At 66.3% G+C, this 18,636-nt stretch carries 18 protein-coding genes and 1 pseudogene; 16 read left to right on the plus strand and 3 right to left on the minus strand.

What is annotated here, in order from left to right:
• Positions 1 to 23 precede the first annotated feature (23 nt).
• Complete coding sequence (locus QRN21_RS10470) at positions 24 to 1,073, plus strand: DUF3558 domain-containing protein (protein WP_285363985.1); 1,050 nt, start codon at positions 24 to 26, stop codon at positions 1,071 to 1,073.
• A 27-nt stretch (positions 1,074 to 1,100) separates the two neighbouring features.
• Positions 1,101 to 2,114 carry an alpha/beta hydrolase gene (locus QRN21_RS10475; RefSeq protein ID WP_053097532.1) on the plus strand — a complete coding sequence of 338 codons (1,014 nt, stop codon included), beginning with the start codon at positions 1,101 to 1,103 and terminating at the stop codon, positions 2,112 to 2,114.
• Between the two features lie 25 nt (positions 2,115 to 2,139).
• On the opposite strand, the gene QRN21_RS10480 is transcribed toward QRN21_RS10475, so the two are convergent.
• Together QRN21_RS10480 and QRN21_RS10485 are read right to left on the minus strand one after the other, a co-directional pair.
• The gene (locus QRN21_RS10480; protein ID WP_053097531.1) at positions 2,140 to 2,775 is read right to left on the minus strand and encodes a GntR family transcriptional regulator; all 636 of its coding nucleotides are present in this window, start codon (positions 2,773 to 2,775) and stop codon (positions 2,140 to 2,142) included.
• Between the two features lie 432 nt (positions 2,776 to 3,207).
• Positions 3,208 to 3,696, minus strand: a complete 489-nt coding sequence (locus QRN21_RS10485; RefSeq protein ID WP_053097515.1) for a YajQ family cyclic di-GMP-binding protein — start codon at positions 3,694 to 3,696, stop codon at positions 3,208 to 3,210.
• A 188-nt stretch (positions 3,697 to 3,884) separates the two neighbouring features.
• Here QRN21_RS10485 and QRN21_RS10490 point away from each other — a divergent pair, with 188 nt between their 5' ends.
• The 13 genes and pseudogenes from QRN21_RS10490 to QRN21_RS10550 form a co-directional block, all read left to right on the plus strand.
• A complete protein-coding gene (locus QRN21_RS10490) occupies positions 3,885 to 5,093 on the plus strand; it encodes a sugar ABC transporter substrate-binding protein (RefSeq protein ID WP_053097514.1) in 1,209 nt (402 codons plus the stop codon).
• Positions 5,094 to 5,159: 66 nt separating this feature from the next.
• Positions 5,160 to 6,764 (plus strand): ABC transporter permease subunit, encoded by a 1,605-nt coding sequence (locus tag QRN21_RS10495; protein ID WP_056279698.1) that lies wholly within the window; start codon positions 5,160 to 5,162, stop codon positions 6,762 to 6,764.
• 1 nt (position 6,765) lies between these two features.
• Positions 6,766 to 7,692, plus strand: coding sequence for a sugar ABC transporter permease (locus tag QRN21_RS10500; RefSeq protein ID WP_053097512.1), 927 nt, complete (start codon positions 6,766 to 6,768; stop codon positions 7,690 to 7,692).
• Between the two features lie 72 nt (positions 7,693 to 7,764).
• Positions 7,765 to 7,917 carry a hypothetical protein gene (locus QRN21_RS10505; protein WP_171821933.1) on the plus strand — a complete coding sequence of 51 codons (153 nt, stop codon included), beginning with the start codon at positions 7,765 to 7,767 and terminating at the stop codon, positions 7,915 to 7,917.
• A gap of 98 nt (positions 7,918 to 8,015) precedes the next feature.
• The gene (locus QRN21_RS10510) at positions 8,016 to 9,053 is read left to right on the plus strand and encodes an MFS transporter (RefSeq protein ID WP_285363986.1); all 1,038 of its coding nucleotides are present in this window, start codon (positions 8,016 to 8,018) and stop codon (positions 9,051 to 9,053) included.
• Positions 9,054 to 9,061: 8 nt separating this feature from the next.
• Positions 9,062 to 9,553, plus strand: a complete 492-nt coding sequence (locus QRN21_RS10515; RefSeq protein WP_285363987.1) for a DUF6121 family protein — start codon at positions 9,062 to 9,064, stop codon at positions 9,551 to 9,553.
• Positions 9,554 to 9,612: 59 nt separating this feature from the next.
• A complete protein-coding gene (locus QRN21_RS10520) occupies positions 9,613 to 10,260 on the plus strand; it encodes a hypothetical protein (RefSeq protein ID WP_053099216.1) in 648 nt (215 codons plus the stop codon).
• 220 nt (positions 10,261 to 10,480) lie between these two features.
• A complete protein-coding gene (gene rpsL / locus QRN21_RS10525; RefSeq protein WP_013584051.1) occupies positions 10,481 to 10,849 on the plus strand; it encodes a 30S ribosomal protein S12 in 369 nt (122 codons plus the stop codon).
• A 5-nt stretch (positions 10,850 to 10,854) separates the two neighbouring features.
• Entirely contained in the window at positions 10,855 to 11,325 is a 471-nt protein-coding gene (rpsG, locus tag QRN21_RS10530; RefSeq protein ID WP_050722490.1) for a 30S ribosomal protein S7, read from the plus strand.
• 85 nt (positions 11,326 to 11,410) lie between these two features.
• Positions 11,411 to 13,531, plus strand: coding sequence for an elongation factor G (gene fusA, locus QRN21_RS10535; protein ID WP_053097509.1), 2,121 nt, complete (start codon positions 11,411 to 11,413; stop codon positions 13,529 to 13,531).
• A 148-nt stretch (positions 13,532 to 13,679) separates the two neighbouring features.
• Entirely contained in the window at positions 13,680 to 14,870 is a 1,191-nt protein-coding gene (gene tuf, locus QRN21_RS10540) for an elongation factor Tu (RefSeq protein ID WP_053097508.1), read from the plus strand.
• Positions 14,871 to 15,054: 184 nt separating this feature from the next.
• Entirely contained in the window at positions 15,055 to 15,717 is a 663-nt protein-coding gene (locus QRN21_RS10545) for a VanZ family protein (RefSeq protein ID WP_285363997.1), read from the plus strand.
• 169 nt (positions 15,718 to 15,886) lie between these two features.
• A pseudogene (locus tag QRN21_RS10550) lies at positions 15,887 to 17,158 on the plus strand (polysaccharide pyruvyl transferase family protein); the annotation flags it as partial.
• Between the two features lie 71 nt (positions 17,159 to 17,229).
• Here the strand turns inward: QRN21_RS10550 and QRN21_RS18020 are convergent.
• Positions 17,230 to 17,331 carry a hypothetical protein gene (locus QRN21_RS18020; protein WP_350223955.1) on the minus strand — a complete coding sequence of 34 codons (102 nt, stop codon included), beginning with the start codon at positions 17,329 to 17,331 and terminating at the stop codon, positions 17,230 to 17,232.
• Between the two features lie 158 nt (positions 17,332 to 17,489).
• On the opposite strand from QRN21_RS18020, the gene QRN21_RS10555 reads away from it, so the two are divergent.
• Positions 17,490 to 18,635, plus strand: coding sequence for a GSCFA domain-containing protein (locus QRN21_RS10555; RefSeq protein WP_285364000.1), 1,146 nt, complete (start codon positions 17,490 to 17,492; stop codon positions 18,633 to 18,635).
• The last annotated feature ends 1 nt before the right edge of the window (position 18,636 follow it).

Raw genomic sequence — 18,636 nt, forward strand, 5'->3', positions numbered from 1 at the left:
GGCGGCATCCGTAGGGTGAAGGGATGCGACTGCGATCCCTGATCGTCCTCGGCACCGCCGCTCTGCTGCTGGTGTCAGGGTGCACTGCCGAGCCGGCCGCCGAGCCGAAGCCATCAGGGTCGCCGTCTGCGACGGCGTCGTCGACCGGCACACCGTCCCAGACGCCGGCGCCCATCGTCGAACCGGCGGCGGCGTTCGATGTGACGTGCGACGACGTCGCCGCCACCATGGCCGAACTCGTGGGGGAGCCGTCGACGCCGGTCGCACCGGCGCTGTCGCTGGTGTCTGCGATGGGCTGGCTGCCAGGCCCCGGGCAGTACATGTTCCAGCGCGCAGGGGGGATCGCGTGCTCCGCGGGTGACACGGAGCGCAGCTGGGAGGTCACGATCGTGCCGGATGCCCAGGCTGTGATCGCCGGCGCGACCGAGCGTCAGGGCTTCTGGGGTGAGCAGGCGAGTTGCGAGGACGGGCGCTGCGGCTTCGAGCTTCCCGACGGAGACGTGCTGCTGTCGGCCACCGTCGTCGACCCCGATCTGGGAGGGGATGACACTGCATCGATCGAAGAGGCGCTGCGTCAGATCGCCGCCTCGGCGGCTGCGAGCCTGCGCGAGGTCGACTACGTCGAGAGCGACATCGTCGGTGCGCCGTGCGAGCGCTTCATCACACCGGAGCAGGTGAATGCCGAATTCGGAGTGACGGATGCCGCGCTCTTCTCGGACTTCGGCGGCTGGGGCATCCCAGCGGAGGTGTACGAGGTCGTCAACGGATCGCGCATCTGCTATTTCAAGTCGGCCGGGAGCGAGTACGAAGGATCCAGCTATCTGATGCTCACGACGCTTCCCGCCGGGGCATGGGCGTTCGAGAAGATCGACGGCGAACCCGTCGAACTCGAGGGAGCCGATGCCGCCACGGCGAGCGCGGGTGCGAACGGCGAGAAGATCGTCGACGTGCGAGTCGGTCCGGACTGGATCCGGCTGGTGACCTTCGACAACGGAGCCGGGGCCGCTGATCCGGCACCACTCGCGCAGCAGGTCGTGCGCAGCCTCACGGGCGGACACACCGCTCCCCAGTAGTCGACACCGTTTCGATAGCCTGGCGGCATGCCTGAGTGGATACCGGACGTCCTCGGCGACGAGTTCGAGCAGCTCACGCTCGAGCTCGGCGAGGACGATGAGGGACCGCTCGTCGCCACGCTCGTGCGTGCGGTGCCGCGGGACCGGCCCTGGTGGGACCGGCTGCGCGGGCAGAGCCTCCCGCTGGACGATGTCGACGTGCTCTATGTGCACGGCTGGTCGGACTACTTCTTCCAGAAGCGGCTCGCTCGCTTCTGGACGTCTCGCGGGGCGCGCTTCTTCGCGCTCGACCTGCGCAAGTACGGCCGGAGTCTGCGCGATGGGCAGACTCCCGGCTACATCACCGACCTCGTCGCGTACGACGAGGACATCGCCGCGGCTCTGTCCGCGATGGGGCACGGGACTGGAGCCGCGGCATCCCCCCGGCGGCTCGTGCTGCTCGGCCACTCGACCGGCGGACTCACCCTGAGCCTGTGGGCGTCGCGGCACCCCGAGACGGCGGATGCCGTGATCCTGAACAGCCCCTGGCTCGAGTTCCAGGTCGCTTCCGCCCGCCCGCTCATCGCTCCGGTCGCCGAGCTGCAGGCCAGGTGGGCTCCTCGGGAGGTCGCGCCGCAGGTCGATCTCGGCTTCTACACCCGCGCGCAGCAGGAGGTCGCCGACCCCGACGATCCGGTCGAGGTGAACCTCCTCTGGCGTCCGGCGCAGACGATGGCCGTCCACGCGGGGTGGTTCCACGCGATACTCACCGGACACGCCAAGGTCGCGGCGGGGCTGACGATCGACGCGCCCGTGTGCGTGCTGCTGTCCGCGCGCTCAGCGACGCCCACGCGATGGTCGGAGGACCTCACCCGAGCAGACTCGGTCTTGGTCGTCGACGACATCGCGCGGGCGTCGCTGAAGCTCGGTCCGTCTGTCACTGTCGAGCGCATCGACGGAGCCCTGCACGACGTCTTCCTCTCGCGGCATGGGGCCAGAGAGGAAGCGTATCGCCGCCTCGACCGATGGGTCAGAGGCTGGACGGCCGCGCGCCGACAGTGATCAGGCGCAGTGTCCGACCCAGTGGTCAGACGTAGTGCATCAGACGTGCCTGCTGCTCGGCCTCGTCGGCATCGCCGCGCAGCACCGCGTCGTGGAAGTCCCGGTAGACCTGGAGCATGCGCTCGCGGTCGTTCTCGGGCACGCTCCAGCCGCGGAGATTGCGGAAGAGAGCCATGCTCGCGTCGTTGATCAGCACCTGGTGCTGCGCGTTACGACTGCGCGCGCTGAGGAACGAGAACACCGCCCACCGTGTGTTGGAGATGTGCACGTCGTCATCGAGCGCCGTGTACATCTCCTCGACCAGTGCGGCGAGACTCTCGCGGTCCTGCTGGCTCATCCGTGCGACGCCCATCCGCGCGGCCATCCCCGCCTGATACCCCGCGAACTCGAGCGTCTGCTCGACGGTCTCTGCCGTGACGGCGGTGACCTCGGTGTATCTGCTCGGGTACATCGTCACGAGCCCGAGACGCTCGAGACGCTGTAACGCCTCTCGCACCGGAGTCCGTGACACATGCAGTTCTTCGGCGACGTCGACATCGCGGATGCGATACCCCGGCTCCAGCACACCGTCGACGATCTGCGCGCCGATGTGCTGAAACACCTCCTCCGCCAAGAGCTGCTTGCTTTCTCGAATACTCGTCATCGAGTTGTTGGTGTTCATGGACTGCCCCCAGTTGCTTTCCAGATCCGGGCTCCCCATGATGTGCCCGGACGGCCACTACATCACGAAGTGGATCGCGATGCCAATAATCCACAGACGAGTTTTCCGACGAGCACGCAGGCGCTTGTCGTCGGCGCGTCGTCGCAGGATTGAGTACGGGTGATTCTGTGGTCGGCGAGTGTTGGGACACTCGCCGACCACAGACGATGGCGTGCACGGAGCTGAACTGCGCCCAGTCCCCACAAGGCGGGAACCGCGATCCGCGAAGCGCGGAACCGTGGTTCGGCAGCGCGTCATGCATCGCCGCATCGTCTGTCGCATCGGGACGCGACTGCATCCAGTCTCGGTCACTCCGACCCATATATCGGAATGGGATCCGAGGGCACAGAAAAGGGGACGGATGCGGCGGCATCCGTCCCCTGCGTTGTGGGATCAGCGGTAGTTGATGAACTGCAGGTCGAGATCGAGATCCGCGCCCTTGAGCAGCGCGATCACCGACTGGAGGTCGTCGCGGCTCTTCGACTGCACGCGCAGCTCGTCGCCCTGGATCTGGCTCTTCACGCCCTTCGGACCCTCGTCGCGGATGAGCTTGTTGATCTTCTTCGCGTTCTCCGAGGAGATGCCGTCCTTGAGGGTCGAGACGATGCGGAACTCCTTGCCGCTGGCGAAGGGTTCGCCCGACTCGAGGCTCTTGAGCGAGATGCCGCGCTTGATGAGCTTCGACTGGAAGACGTCGAGAACGGCCTTCGCGCGCTCCTCGGTGCCGGCGATGATCAGGATCTGCTCGCCGCTCCAGGCGATGGAGGCGCCCGTGCCCTTGAAGTCGTAGCGCTGCTCGATCTCCTTGCGCGCCTGGTTCAGGGCGTTCTCGGCCTCCTGGTGATCCACTTTCGAGACGATGTCAAAGGAACTGTCAGCCATACGCAAAGTGTATCGACACCGCCGTTTTCACGCTCGCTTGGAAGCGCTTCCATCGACTCTCACGCACCAATCCGCGGTTACAGCTTGATATCGAAGGGCTTTTGCATTGCGATTCCCGTCGTTCTCGATGCATACTGTAAGCGCTTGCAGTCCTTGCAGGCCACCAGTACTCAGAGAGGCACACACCAATGAAGGTGAACAAGAGGGGCATCGTCGCCGCCGGCGTCATCGCGATCGTTTCGACTCTTTCCCTGGCCGGTTGCTCGACCGCGACCGACGGCGGCGACGCATCCGAGGGTGAGAACGGCGGCACGCTGACCGTCTGGGTCGACGCCGAGCGCGTCGACGCGCTGCAGAGCGCCGCCGACTCCTACGAGGAGAAGACCGGAGTCAAGGTCGAGCTCGTCGGCAAGTCCGTCGACGACATGAAGGATGACTTCATCCAGCAGGTGCCGACCGGCAAGGGCCCCGATGTGGTCATGGGCGCTCACGACTGGCTCGGAGAGCTCTCGACCAACGGCGTGGTCGCCCCGCTCGAGCTCGGCGACTCGTCGGCCGACTACCTGCCCGTCGCCCTTCAGGCGGCGACCTACGACGGAACCGTCTACATGCTTCCCTACGCGGTCGAGAACATCGCCGTGCTGCGCAACGCCGACATGGTGCCCGCCGCCGCGACGAGCTTCGACGACATGGTCTCGAAGGGCGCGTTCGTCGTCGAGCAGGGCACCGAGGGCAACCCGTACCACCTGTACCCGTTCCAGACGGCGTTCGGCGCTCCGGTCTTCGGCACCGACGACTCGGGCAGCTACGACTCCGCAGATCTGCAGCTCGGCAGCGAGGGCGGAACGGCCTTCGCCGACTGGCTCGCCGCTCAGGGCGCCGCAGGCACGCTGAACACCGACGTCGACGGCGAGATCGCCAAGCAGCAGTTCCTCGACGGCACCGCGTCCTTCTGGCTGACCGGCCCGTGGAACGTCGGCGCCGCAGTCGACGCCGGCATCAACGTCGCGATCGACCCGATCCCCAGCCCCACGGGTGAGACCGCGTCGCCGTTCGCCGGTGTCAAGGGCTTCTTCGTGAGCTCCGAGTCGAAGAACAAGGTCGCCGCGAACGACTTCCTCGTGAACTACATCGGCACCGAAGAGGTGCAGCTCGAGCTGTTCGAGGCCGGCAACATCCTCCCCGCGCTGACGGCCGCCGCCGATTCCGCCGCCTCCGACCCGATCATCGCCGGCTTCCAGGCCGTCGGTGCGGATGCCGTCCCGATGCCCGCGATCCCCGCGATGGGATCGGTCTGGGAGTTCTGGGGCGTGGCCGAGGCCGCGATCATCAACGGCTCCGACCCGGCGTCGACGTGGCAGAAGCTCGTCGACGACGTCACCGCAGCGATCAAGTAAGACACCCAGCACCATCCCTGCCGGGGCGGACCTCGTCCGCCCCGGCAGCTCGACGACGGGGACGAGATGACAGACACCGCCGAGCCCACGGCTCCACTCACCAAGCGCCAGCGCCAGGCCGCCGGCATCGCCGAGGCCGCATCCGGGCCGATCGGCTGGATGCTCCTGAAGATCCTGCTGCTGGCGATCGTCGACGCCATCGCGCTGTATGCGGCGTTCGTCCTCTTCGGGCAGCAGGAGTGGCTGGTGCTCGGCCTGGTCGTGGCCGTCACCGTGCTCGTCAACTACATCTACTTCTCGCGCAAGCGCATCCCCGCGAAGTACCTCACGCCCGGCATCATCTTCCTGATCATCTTCCAGGTGTTCACGCTGCTGTACACCGGGTACATCGGCTTCACCAACTACGGCACCGGCCACAACGGCACGAAGGACCAGGCGATCTCGTCGCTCCTCGCCTCCGCCCAGGAGCGCGTCGAGGACTCCCCGACGTACCCGGTCACGGTCGTCGAGCAGTTCGGCACCTACGGCCTGCTGGTGACCGACCCCGACTCCGGCGACGCGCTGCTCGGCACGGCCGAGCAGCCCCTGGAGGAGGTCGACGCCGAGTTCGACGGCGACCAGGCTGTGGCCGTCGACGGCTGGACCACGCTGCCCCTCGCGAAGGTGTTCACGCTCTCGGAAGAGCTGGAGAAGCTCTCGGTGCCGTTCAGCGACGACCCCAACGACGGCAGCCTGCGTGCGCCCGACGGCCAGAAGGGCTACCTGTACGTCTCGACGCTCGAGTACGACGCGGATGCCGACACCATCACCGACACCACGACCGGCGCGGTGTACTCCGACACGGGGGAGGGGTCGTTCATCGCCGAGGACGGCGCCGAGCTGCTCCCCGGTTGGCAGACCACCGTCGGGTTCGACAACTTCGTGCGCGCGGTCACCGACGACTCCATCCGCGGCCCGCTCATCTCGGTGACGATCTGGACCTTCGTGTTCGCGGTGCTCTCCGTGGCGACGACGTTCTTCCTCGGCCTGCTCCTCGCGCTGGTGTTCAACAACACGCGGATGCGCTTCCGCAACGGGTACCGGATCATCCTGATCCTCCCGTACGCGTTCCCGGCCTTCCTCTCCGCGCTCGTCTGGGCCGGGATGATGAACGAGAGCTTCGGCTTCATCAACCAGGTGATCTTCGGGGGAGCGGACATCCCCTGGCTCACCGATCCGAACCTCGCGAAGGTCTCGGTGCTGCTGGTGAACCTCTGGCTCGGCTTCCCCTACATGTTCCTCGTCTGCATGGGCGCCCTCCAGGGCATCCCCGAAGACGTCAACGAGGCCGCGGTGATGGACGGCGCCAACCCGTGGCAGGTCTTCCGGCGCATCAAGCTTCCGCTGCTGCTCGTCACGGTGGCGCCGCTGCTGATCTCGTCGTTCGCGTTCAACTTCAACAACTTCAACCTGATCTACATGCTGACCAAGGGCGGGCCGCGGTTCGACGATGTCAGCATCCCGGTCGGGCACACCGACATCCTGATCTCGATGGTCTACAAGGTGGCCTTCACGGGGCAGTCCCGCGACTACGGACTCGCCTCCGCGTTCACGATCCTGATCTTCATCGTGGTCGCGACGATCTCGATCATCAGCTTCCGCAAGACCAAGGCCCTCGAGGAGCTGAACTGACATGAGCACCACGGACATCGGCACCACCGCCCGCACCGTCGCCGTCGAGCAGAACCTCGCGCCGCGTCGCCGCAGCTTCGGCGCATGGTTCGCCGACACCGGATGGCGCCATGTGGTCGCCATCGTCGTCAGCGCCTTCGCGCTGTTCCCGCTGCTGTACGTCGTCTCGGCCTCGCTCAATCCGAGAGGAACACTGACCGGATCGAACCAGCTGTTCTCGGCGTTCGGCTTCGACAGCTACGTGCGCATCCTGAGCGACCCGCAGAACCCCTACGGGCTGTGGTTCCTGAACACGCTCGTCATCGCCGTGGTCACGGGAGCCGTGACGGTGTTCATCGGTGCCCTCGCGGCATACGCCTTCTCGCGCATGCGCTTCGCGGGTCGCCGCATCGGCCTCGTCACGATCGTCGTCGTGCAGATGTTCCCGCAGCTCCTCGCCGTGGTCGCGATCTTCCTGCTGATGTCGACGCTGGGGGACTGGTTCCCCGCGATCGGACTGAACACGCACACGGGGCTGATCCTCGTCTACCTCGGCGGCGCGCTCGGGGTGAACACCTACCTGATGTACGGGTTCTTCAACACCCTGCCGATGGAGCTCGATGAAGCGGCCCGCATCGACGGCGCCGGACACGCGCGCATCTTCTTCACGATGATCCTGCCGCTGGTCGCGCCGATCCTCGCGGTCGTCGCGCTGCTGTCGTTCATCGGCACGGTGAACGAGTACGTGATCGCGAGCGTCATGCTCGTCGATGTCGAGCAGCAGACCCTGGTCGTCGGTCTCACCAAGCTCGTCGCCAACCCGCGATACGCGGACTGGTCGGCCTTCTCGGCCGGCGCGGTGATGGCCGCCATCCCGGTGATGATCCTGTTCCTGTTCCTGCAGCGGTACATCGTCGGCGGACTGACCGCGGGCGCCACGAAGGGCTGATCCGCGATCATGGTCGCAGCGTTCGCGGCGTTGCGATCACCCGTCGTGCGACGGCGGCCGTAGCGTGATGGCATGACGCGTGTGGCCGGGCGGAACGTGGCGATCAGCTGGGTCGCCGGAGTGCTGTGCGCGGGCGTGATCGGCGCTCTCGTCTGGTTCTCGATGCCGATCGTGCCGGTCGTCGCATCGTTCGTCGGCGACACCCTCCGTTCGACGCTTCCCTAGCGATCACGGGCTGCACGACACGTCGGCACGCCTCCCTCGGGGTGCGGTCGGGCGGCGGTAATCTCGCAATGCACACATCCGATGAGAGGCGCACCCCCATGAGTGACCCCGAGGTTCCCCAGCCCGAGCGGCCGAAGGACGTCAACGACGTCGTCGACAGCGCGAACGCTGGACTCGACGCCGCCGCCGCAGCGGGTGCAGGCGTGCATGGCACGCCCGCGGACGCTGCGCACGACACGTCGGCTCCGACACCTGCCCAGCCCGCCGTCGACCCGGATGTCGCCGCGTTCGAAGCCGCCGAGAAGGATCACCCCGGTACCTTCGCGACGCCCGAGCTCAACGACCCGAAGTACCTCGACGCAGACGACACGACGACGTGGCGGAACACGGATGCCGACACGACGAAGTCGTTCAGCACGGATGCGGATGCACCCCCCGCCTACACGCCGCCGGTCGCGCACGAGCAGTCTGCTCTCGCCGGAGCCGCGTACTCGTCGGCCGACCACACCGAGACCCGGATCGTCCCGTCCGAGCCTGCCGCCGCCGAACCAGTCATCGCGCCGGTCCAGCAGCAGCCGATCTTCGTCCAGGCTCCCGAGCCGCCCCGCGAGCGGGGAAACCGCGGCACCGCCGGTGCGATCGGTCTGCTCGCGACCGTCGCCTTCGCGATCCTCTACCTGGGTGCGACGCTCGGCCTTCGTGCCGTCGCGGGTGACATCACGGGCGAGAACATCGGCGAAGCGGCTCTCGCTCCGCTGATGACCTGGGGCTTCTGGGTCCCCGTCGTGGTGTTCTTCCTCGGCTTCTGGCTTCTCGGAGCGTTCATCAACCGCGGACGCTGGGGACTCTGGGTGGTCTTCGGCATCATCGTCGGGCTCATCGCCTACGGCGGACACATCCTCGGTGCTCTCTTCGAGGCGCCGTTCTGGCTGCTCACGGCTCGGGAGGGGAGCGAGCTCATCGGAGCCCAGCTCTTCCACCCGCTCGCCATCGCGGCGTTCGTCTTCGGCCGCGAGCTGACCATCTGGTTCGGCGCGTGGGTCGCCCGCAGCGGGGCGCGCAAGACCGAGCTCAACGCCGAGGCGCAGCGTGAGTACGAGCGCACGCTCGAGGCCGGTCCGACGCTCTCGAGGTAATCACGAACATGTCATCGCCGAACCCCCGTGGACCCGCGTCCCCGGGGGTTTCGGCCATCCTGGCTCTGGTTCTCGCCACGATCAGTTTCTTCGCCCTGGCGGTGTTCGGCCTCGGCGCGCTGAGCGTGGCCACCGACCGGGACATCATCGCCGTCCCTGGCCTGGGGCAGGTGCCGGGAGCGGTCGGGATGCTCGCGGCGGTGGTGGCGTTCGCGCTGTCGCTCTGGGGGTCGCTGCGGCGATCGCATCCGTCGTTCCTCGCGGCGCCCGCCGTCGCGCTGGCCACGGCGCTCGCGCATCTGGTCGTCCTCTGGGTCGCGGTCGCGGTCGCGAGCGGTGACCTGATCGTCGCGACGGTCGTCGCGGGCGATCTCGTCCGTGGCGGGGCGAGCGCGGTGCTGTTGGCCGCCGGGGCCATCGCCGCCTGGGGCGGCATCGCGCTGCGCCGCACGCGCGCGCAGCAGCCGCAGTGGCCGTGGGAGCGCGACGACGAGGAATGACGCCCCGCCGTCGAGACGAAATCTCGGCAGCAGCGGTGCACGCGCCGTACGCTCTACGTGTGGAGCGCTCGTTGGAGACGCAGGTCGACCAGGCCGTCGAGGCCTGGTTGCGGTGGGTGCCGCGCTGGGAGCCGGCGACGCATCGTGGTCGGGTCGCGCCCTGTCGGCGTTGCCTGGGCTCGCCGATCCTGTCGGCGGCGGGCATCGGATCGAACACGCCGCACGGCGTGCAGCACGGCCTCTCGACCCGGATCAAGACGATCGTCGATCATGCCGTGGCCGAGTACACCGCGAGGAACCTCCCGATGCTCCAGCGCGAGCTCGACCAGCAGGCCGCACGGAACCGGGCGCGCAGCTACCGTCCGGCCGACGGGCTGGATCCGGAGTTCGACGGCCTCCCGCTCGATCCTGAGCCGGTCCCCGGTGCGCCGTTCCTCTTCACGATCGCGGGACTGGCGGACGAGGCGGTCGACGATCTGCCGCCGTTGCCGCCGCTGAGCGACGAGGCGAAGGTGGCGCTGCGACAGGAGGTCGCCCTCGCCGACGAGTACGCGAACATGGTCGGCCGTGAGATCTGCGGCATCCTGCTGCGCCACCGCATCTACATCCAGGCCGCGATCTCGCAGCATGTCGAGCCGCAGATCGAGGCGCTGCTCGCCGAGCTCACCGATTCGCTCGACTCCCCGTTCGACTCGGACCAGGCCTAGCGACCGCCGCTGAGCGGCCTTCATTTGACCACCACGTTACGCGGCATTACACTTGACCAGGTGTGTGCACGTCTCGACGTGCGCGCTGGGCGTCGGCACCATGCCGGTCCGCCCCCACGGCATACCCACCACCACAAAGGCTCGTCGATTCCGGCGTGCCGGTGGGTCACTGATGTGAAACCCATCACGCTGTCACCGTGCAGCACTATGAGGAGAGAACGTGCCAACCATTCAGCAGTTGGTTCGCAAGGGTCGCTCGCCCAAGGTCTCGAAGACCAAGGCGCCTGCACTCAAGTCGAACCCGCAGCAGGCCGGGGTCTGCACCCGCGTCTACACCACCACCCCGAAGAAGCCGAACTCGGCGATGCGCAAGGTCGCTCGTGTGAAGCTCCGCAACGGCACCGAGGTCACCGCCTACATCCCCGGTGAGGGTCACAACCTCCAGGAGCACTCGCTGGTGCTCGTCCGTGGAGGCCGTGTCAAGGACCTCCCCGGTGTCCGTTACAAGATCGTCCGTGGCGCCCTGGACACCCAGGCCGTCAAGAACCGTAAGCAGGCTCGCAGCCGCTACGGCGCAAAGAAGGGCTGAGTCCAATGCCTCGTAAGGGTCCCGCCCCCAAGCGTCCCGTCGTCAACGACCCGGTATACGGCGCTCCGATCGTCAGCCAGCTGGTCAACAAGATCCTGGTCGACGGCAAGAAGTCCCTCGCCGAGTCGATCGTCTACAACGCCCTCCGTGGCGTCGAGGCGAAGAACGGTCAGGATGCCGTCGCCACTCTGAAGAAGGCGCTCGACAACGTGCGCCCGACTCTCGAGGTCAAGAGCCGCCGCGTCGGTGGCTCGACCTACCAGGTTCCGGTCGAGGTCAAGCCGCACCGCGCGAACACCCTCGCGCTGCGCTGGCTCGTCAGCTACGCCAAGGGTCGTCGTGAGAAGACGATGACCGAGCGTCTCCAGAACGAGATCCTCGACGCGTCGAACGGTCTCGGTGCAGCGGTCAAGCGCCGCGAGGACACGCACAAGATGGCCGAGTCGAACCGCGCGTTCGCTCACTACCGCTGGTAAACAGCTTCGCCCGCCCCCGATCACACATCGGGGGCGGGCACCCCCCTCTTCGCAGTACGACTGCACAAAAGATAAGGACACTCCTGTGGCACAAGACGTGCTCACCGACCTGAGCAAGGTTCGGAACATCGGCATCATGGCTCACATCGATGCTGGCAAGACCACCACGACCGAGCGCATCCTGTTCTACACGGGCGTCAACCACAAGCTCGGCGAGACCCACGACGGTGCCTCGACCACCGACTGGATGGAGCAGGAGAAGGAGCGCGGCATCACGATCACGTCTGCCGCCGTGACCTGCTACTGGAACAAGAACCAGATCAACATCATCGACACCCCCGGTCACGTGGACTTCACGGTCGAGGTGGAGCGCTCGCTCCGCGTCCTCGACGGTGCTGTCGCCGTCTTCGACGGCAAGGAGGGCGTCGAGCCCCAGTCCGAGACCGTGTGGCGTCAGGCCGACAAGTACAACGTCCCCCGCATCTGCTTCGTCAACAAGATGGACAAGCTCGGCGCGGACTTCTACTTCACCGTCGACACCATCATCAACCGCCTCGGCGCCAAGCCGCTGGTCATCCAGCTGCCCATCGGTGCGGAGAACGACTTCATCGGCGTCGTCGACCTCGTCGAGATGCGCGCGCTCGTCTGGGCGGGTGACTCCAAGGGTGACGTCACCATGGGTGCCTCCTACGAGATCCAGGAGATCCCGGCCGACCTCAAGGAGAAGGCCGACGAGTACCGTCAGCAGCTCCTCGAGACCGTCGCCGAGACCGACGACGCGCTGCTCGAGAAGTTCTTCGGTGGCGAGGAGCTGACCGTCGCCGAGATCAAGGGCGCGATCCGCAAGCTCACCGTGGCTTCCGAGATCTACCCGGTCCTCTGCGGTTCCGCGTTCAAGAACCGTGGCGTGCAGCCGATGCTGGATGCCGTCGTCGACTACCTCCCGAACCCGCTCGACGTGGGCTCGATCGAGGCGCACGACCCCAAGGACTACGACACGATCATCGAGCGTCACCCCGACGCGAAGGACCCGTTCGCGGCTCTCGCGTTCAAGGTCGCCGTGCACCCGTTCTTCGGTCGCCTGACCTACGTCCGCGTCTACTCGGGACAGCTCGACTCCGGCGCTGCGGTCATCAACTCGACCAAGGGCAAGAAGGAGCGCATCGGGAAGATCTTCCAGATGCACGCCAACAAGGAGATCCCGGTTCCCTCGGTCACCGCCGGCAACATCTACGCCGTCATCGGTCTGAAGGACACCACCACCGGTGACACCCTCACCGACCCGGCCTCGCCGGTCGTCCTCGAGTCGATGACGTTCCCCGAGCCCGTCATCGAGGTCGCGATCGAGCCGAAGACCAAGGCCGACCAGGAGAAGCTGGGTGTCGCCATCCAGAAGCTCGCTGAAGAGGACCCGACCTTCCGCACGGAGCTCAACCCCGAGACCGGTCAGACGACCATCAAGGGCATGGGCGAGCTGCACCTCGACATCCTCGTCGATCGCATGAAGCGCGAGTTCAACGTCGAGGCCAACGTCGGCAAGCCGCAGGTGGCGTACCGCGAGACGATCCGCAAGGGCGTCGAGAAGTACGACTACACGCACAAGAAGCAGACCGGTGGATCGGGTCAGTTCGCGAAGATCCAGTTCAACATCGAGCCGCTCGACCTCGACGACGAGAAGACGTATGAGTTCGTCAACGCGGTCACCGGTGGTCGCATCCCGCGTGAGTACATCGGCTCGATCGATGCCGGCTTCCAGGACGCGATGAACGTCGGCGTGCTCGCCGGATACCCCATCGTGGGTGTCAAGGCGACCATCGTCGATGGTGCTGCTCACGACGTCGACTCCTCGGAGATGGCGTTCAAGATCGCAGGATCGATGGGCATGAAGGAAGCCCTTCGTCGGGCGAACCCGGCGCTTCTCGAGCCGCTCATGGCGGTCGAGGTGCGTACTCCCGAGGAGTACATGGGCGACGTCATCGGCGACCTGAACTCGCGTCGTGGCCAGATCCAGTCGATGGAGGACGCCGCAGGCGTCAAGGTCGTCCGTGCACACGTCCCGCTGTCCGAGATGTTCGGCTACATCGGCGACCTGCGCTCGAAGACCTCGGGCCGCGCCGTCTACTCGATGGAGTTCAACAGCTACGCTGAGGTTCCCCGCGCTGTGGCCGACGAGATCGTCCAGAAGCACCAGGGCGGCGGCGAGTAACACTTTCCTGGGAGCCGGGTTCACGCCCGGCTCCCAGGTCCCCTACAACTTCACATTCCCTCTCTACTAAACTGAGAACCTAACCCGTAGAGATCCGGTCGCAATCCAGTGCCCGGTGACCTCTACACGACGTCCTGAGGAGGACCAAGTGGCTAAGGCCAAGTTCGAGCGGACCAAGCCGCACGTCAACATCGGAACCATCGGTCACGTCGACCACGGCAAGACCACGCTCTCCGCAGCGATCTCGAAGGTGCTTGCTGACAAGTACCCCTCCGACACGAACGTGCAGCGCGACTTCGCTTCCATCGACTCGGCGCCGGAAGAGCGCCAGCGTGGAATCACCATCAACATCTCGCACATCGAGTACGAGACCCCGAAGCGCCACTACGCGCACGTTGACGCTCCCGGCCACGCCGACTACGTCAAGAACATGATCACCGGTGCTGCTCAGATGGACGGCGCGATCCTCGTGGTCGCCGCCACCGACGGCCCGATGGCTCAGACGCGTGAGCACGTGCTGCTCGCCAAGCAGGTCGGCGTCCCCTACCTGCTCGTCGCACTGAACAAGGCCGACATGGTCGACGACGAGGAGATCCTGGAGCTCGTCGAGCTCGAGGTCTCCGAGCTGCTCGCCTCGCAGGGCTTCGCCGAGGACGCTCCTGTCGTCCGCGTCTCCGCTCTGAAGGCACTCGAGGGTGACGAGAAGTGGACCCAGTCCATCCTCGACCTCATGGAGGCCGTCGACAACAACGTTCCCGACCCCGTGCGCGACAAGGACAAGCCGTTCCTCATGCCCGTCGAGGACGTCTTCACGATCACCGGTCGTGGAACCGTCGTCACCGGCCGCGCCGAGCGTGGCACGCTGGCCATCAACTCCGAGGTCGAGATCGTCGGACTCCGTCCGACCGTCAAGACCACGGTCACGGGTATCGAGATGTTCCACAAGCAGCTCGACGAGGCATGGGCCGGAGAGAACTGTGGTCTCCTGCTCCGTGGCACGAAGCGTGAGGACGTCGAGCGCGGTCAGGTCATCGTCAAGCCGGGTTCGGTCACGCCGCACACCGACTTCGCCGGTACCGCGTACATCCTGTCCAAGGATGAGGGTGGGCGTCACAACCCGTTCTACACGAACTACCGCCCGCAGTTCTACTTCCGCACCACCGACGTCACCGGCGTCATCACGCTGCCCGAGGGCACCGAGATGGTCATGCCCGGCGACACCACCGACGTGACGGTCGAGCTGATCCAGCCGATCGCCATGGAGGAGGGCCTCGGCTTCGCCATCCGTGAGGGTGGACGCACCGTCGGCGCCGGTACGGTCACGAAGATCATCAAGTAAGCATCTGCTTTCTCGCACAGGGGTCGGGCCTTCGGGTCCGGCCCCTGTGTCGTACCCGGGGCAGTGGGCCTCCGAGGCGGTTTCTCGGTGACTTCGCGGCGAGATGCGATCGACGATCGATAGCATGGCCCGAGTCTGTCCGCAGGCGTCGTCGCCCGGCCCCGGGCATGAGAGGAACGCGACCATGACACAGATCCACGTGGGACCGCCGCCTCCTCGAAGCCATGCGCGGCTGTGGATCTCGACGCTGCTGCTCATCGTCTACTCCGCCTTCGTACTGCTCGTGACGATGTGGCCGCAGCCTGAGCAGCTCGAGTTCGACAGCATCGCAGGCCGTGTGCTCCGCGCACTGCACAACCTCGGTGTGCCCGAGCGATTCGGCTACGACGAACTGGAGTTCGTCGCCAACATCGGCATGTTCGTGCCGCTCGGATTCCTGCTCGGACTCGCGCTCGCGCGCAAGGCCTGGTGGCTCGCGATCTTCCTGCTGCCGGCTTTCTCCGGAGCGATCGAGTTCACGCAGGGCATCGCCCTGGACGAGCGCGTGTCGACCGTTCTCGACGTGCTGTCGAACACGGTCGGCGGGTACCTGGGGCTGCTGCTCGCGATGATCCTGAGGGCGATGATCCACGCCAGAGATCGCACCATGATCGAACGCGAGCTGTGGGAGCGTCGCGCTGCCGCGGCCGAACTGCAGCGCCAGAATGCGGCTCGAGCCACAGCGCGCTCGGCAGAGGGAGCACGGCGTGCTGCGGTGTGGGCGGAGGAGCCCGACCCGGTGACCCGCGTCTTGGACACGGACTTCTGGGAGACGGGCGACGCTCCTACGGTGCGGATTCCTGTCTGAGGCGCGAGCAGGCGTCAGGTCGAGTCGTCGGAAATCTCGGACGGTCACCGTTCTGACCGATATTCTCCAGGACTGTAGGCTGATCACAGCCGTATCCGGTGCAGCCGCGCCACCCCCTGACCGTCGATCGAAGTTGCTGGCCCGCGCCCGTGGGCTCTGAAGGAGTTTTATGTCCCGCTACACGGGTCGCGATATCGCGTCTGCCGCCGTGTTCCTCGTGGGGGGCAGCATCGCCGCCACCCTCGCGCTCGTGGGGTTGACCGACTGGGCGGTCGCCGTGGTCGCCATCCTGGCTGCACTGATCGGCGTGTTCGCCCAGCTTCAGTTCGCCAGTCGACGAGGCGCCATCCGCCGGCTGGGCCAGCTCTCCCGCTCGGCCCGCACCGCAGCGGATCAGACGGCGGACGTCGCACGAGGTCTCGTCTCCGACATCTCACTCAGCCGGAGGGAACTCTCAGCTGTGAAGTCGGAGGTGGCCGGCGTGCACAGCGAGCTCGCCGCGCTGCGCGAGTCTCTCGAGAAGCAGGTCGCGTCCGCCGCGCCCGCGCTCCCGAACGCGAGTGAGCAGCGGACAGCGAAGGCCGTCACCGCGCCGGCCCCTGTCGCCACGAAGCAGATCAGTGCCCAGACCCCGGCGACCAAGAAGTCGATCGGACTCGTCGGATTCTTCGGTCACGGCAACTACGGTGATGAGCTGTTCGTCGATGTCTTCCAGCAGTTCCTCGCTCCGACGTTCGACATCCAGATCATCCCTGACCTCGAGCGCCAGCCCTACTTCAGCCGTCCCGTGGAGGAGAAGGTCGCTGAGGTCGATGCCATCGTGATGGGCGGCGGCGATCTCGTCCAGCAGTGGAACACCGACCCGCGCTACTTCGATCGCACCTACCTCCAGAAGCCGTTCTACGTGGCCGGAGTGGGAGTGCCGATCTATCACGGCTCCGAGAAGCACAAGGAGAAGCCGCACATCATCAACCGTCTGCGGAGCTTCTTCGGCCACGAGAACGTTCAGCTGATCGGGATGCGCGACGATTTCGGTGCGAACTGGATCCGCGAGAAGCTCGAGCCCACCGCACCGGTGACGAGTGAGCCGGACATCGTCTGCTCGCTCGACCTGCCCGAGGTGACGAAGCCCGCAGGGCAGCCCATTCTCGGAATCGTCACGCGCCAGCGGCGCGTCGACACGCCTGACGACTACACGAAGCTCGAAGAGCTGGCCGCACACGCGAAGCGGCGTGGTTTCCGCATTCGTCACATCATCCTCGGCACGGGTTCGGTGGGCGAGCGCGACTTCGCGAACGCTCCGGCGCTTCAGGTCGAGGACAAGGAGGTCGTGCACTCCGAGGACCTCGACGTCCTGACCCGCGCGATCGGCGAGTGCACCGTGCTCGCGAGCATGAAGTTCCACGGGACAGTCGTCGCGACCATGTACGGCGTGCCGTCGATCGTCCTGGTGCCCACGAACAAGAACCGCGCGTTCATGGAGCGCATCGGGCGGAGCGAGCTCGTCGCGGCTCACCACTCCGACAAGCTGATCGAGATCTTCGGTGAGACGGGCCCCGCTCCGATCGATCCGCAGCAGGTGGCTATGCTGCGCGAGAGGTCCACGGCCTTCATGAACCGTCTCCGTGACCAGCTGATCGAGGAAGTCGAGCACTCCGGCTCCGCGTGACATGAGGCGCGCACGGCCCAGGATCGAAGGTCGGGTCCATCCCGACGTCGGCCCTGGGCCGAGCGAAATGGCAGTAGAGGATATCGGGGGAGATGGATATCAGATGAGCACCGAATCACAGTCAGGCACACCGGTCGCGCGATCGCCCTACCGGGGGCGGCCTGGTCGTACTTTCTGGAAGAAGTCCATCTCGGGTCGAGATGTCGCCGACCTGCAGGGCATCTACACGAAGAAGTTCGAGATCGATCCGAGCTCCTCCGTGGCTACCGCGGGCAGCTGTTTCGCACAGCACATCTCCCGGTACCTGCGCGGGGCCGGCTACAACGTCGTGGACGCCGAGCCCGGACCCGGCAACGTCGACGTCGAACTGCTGCGAGAGCACGGCTACGGCGTCTACTCCGCCCGCTACGGCAACATCTACTTCGTCCGGCAACTGCTGCAGCTCGCCCAGGAGGCGTTCTCCGGCTCCGTGCGCGAGGACATCGCCTGGCAGCGGGGCGATCGCTGGTTCGACGCACTCCGTCCTGCCGTCGAGCCCGAGGGCCTCGCCAGTGCTGCACACGTGGAACGACAGCGCGCCGAGCACATCGTCGCAGTGAGATCGGTCCTCACGGACTCCGATGTCCTCGTCTTCACGCTGGGGCTCACGGAGGGATGGGAGGATGTCCGATCCGGAACGATCTACCCGACCGCTCCCGGCACCATCGCGGGCGATTACGATCCTGACCGTTACCGGTTCCACAATTTCACCGTCTCCGAGATCGTGCAGGACTTCACCGAGTTCCGCACCCTCGTGCGGACCGTGAACCCCGGCATCAAGTTCCTGCTGACGGTTTCGCCCGTCCCGCTCGCCGCGACCGCAACCGACGACAACGTCCTGGTCGCCACCACCTACTCCAAAGCCGTACTGCGTGCAGCGGCGGGGATGCTGGCATCGGAATTCGATGACATCGACTACTTCCCGTCCTACGAGATCGTCACCTCCCACGCGCCCGGCAATGAGCCGTTCGACGAGACCGGGCGAAACGTGCGGCCCGAGACTGTCGAGAAGGTGATGGCCTACTTCCTGTCCGAGCATGTGGCGCGAGGCGCCGAGGCGGACGCGGATGCGGATGCCGGACACCCGGTCGCCCCTCCGGCGTCCCCCGAGGCCGCCGGCCGGAATCCGAAGTCGGCCGACTATGAGGCCGTCGACGAGCGCGTCTTCTGCGAGGAAGCGATTCTGGAGGCTTTCGCCGATGAGGATTGAA

The organism is Microbacterium sp. LMC-P-041, assembly GCF_030209555.1.
In the GTDB taxonomy this organism is placed as follows: Bacteria; Actinomycetota; Actinomycetes; order Actinomycetales; family Microbacteriaceae; genus Microbacterium.

Coding starts and splice junctions, on each gene's coding strand:
- QRN21_RS10470 (WP_285363985.1), top strand. CDS start 24: ATGCGACTGCGATCCCTGATCGTCCTCGGCACCGCCGCTCTGCTGCTG.
- QRN21_RS10475 (WP_053097532.1), top strand. CDS start 1,101: ATGCCTGAGTGGATACCGGACGTCCTCGGCGACGAGTTCGAGCAGCTC.
- QRN21_RS10480 (WP_053097531.1), bottom strand. CDS start 2,775: ATGAACACCAACAACTCGATGACGAGTATTCGAGAAAGCAAGCAGCTC.
- QRN21_RS10485 (WP_053097515.1), bottom strand. CDS start 3,696: ATGGCTGACAGTTCCTTTGACATCGTCTCGAAAGTGGATCACCAGGAG.
- QRN21_RS10490 (WP_053097514.1), top strand. CDS start 3,885: ATGAAGGTGAACAAGAGGGGCATCGTCGCCGCCGGCGTCATCGCGATC.
- QRN21_RS10495 (WP_056279698.1), top strand. CDS start 5,160: ATGACAGACACCGCCGAGCCCACGGCTCCACTCACCAAGCGCCAGCGC.
- QRN21_RS10500 (WP_053097512.1), top strand. CDS start 6,766: ATGAGCACCACGGACATCGGCACCACCGCCCGCACCGTCGCCGTCGAG.
- QRN21_RS10505 (WP_171821933.1), top strand. CDS start 7,765: ATGACGCGTGTGGCCGGGCGGAACGTGGCGATCAGCTGGGTCGCCGGA.
- QRN21_RS10510 (WP_285363986.1), top strand. CDS start 8,016: ATGAGTGACCCCGAGGTTCCCCAGCCCGAGCGGCCGAAGGACGTCAAC.
- QRN21_RS10515 (WP_285363987.1), top strand. CDS start 9,062: ATGTCATCGCCGAACCCCCGTGGACCCGCGTCCCCGGGGGTTTCGGCC.
- rpsG (WP_050722490.1), top strand. CDS start 10,855: ATGCCTCGTAAGGGTCCCGCCCCCAAGCGTCCCGTCGTCAACGACCCG.
- QRN21_RS10545 (WP_285363997.1), top strand. CDS start 15,055: ATGACACAGATCCACGTGGGACCGCCGCCTCCTCGAAGCCATGCGCGG.
- QRN21_RS18020 (WP_350223955.1), bottom strand. CDS start 17,331: ATGAAGGCCGTGGACCTCTCGCGCAGCATAGCCACCTGCTGCGGATCG.
- QRN21_RS10555 (WP_285364000.1), top strand. CDS start 17,490: ATGAGCACCGAATCACAGTCAGGCACACCGGTCGCGCGATCGCCCTAC.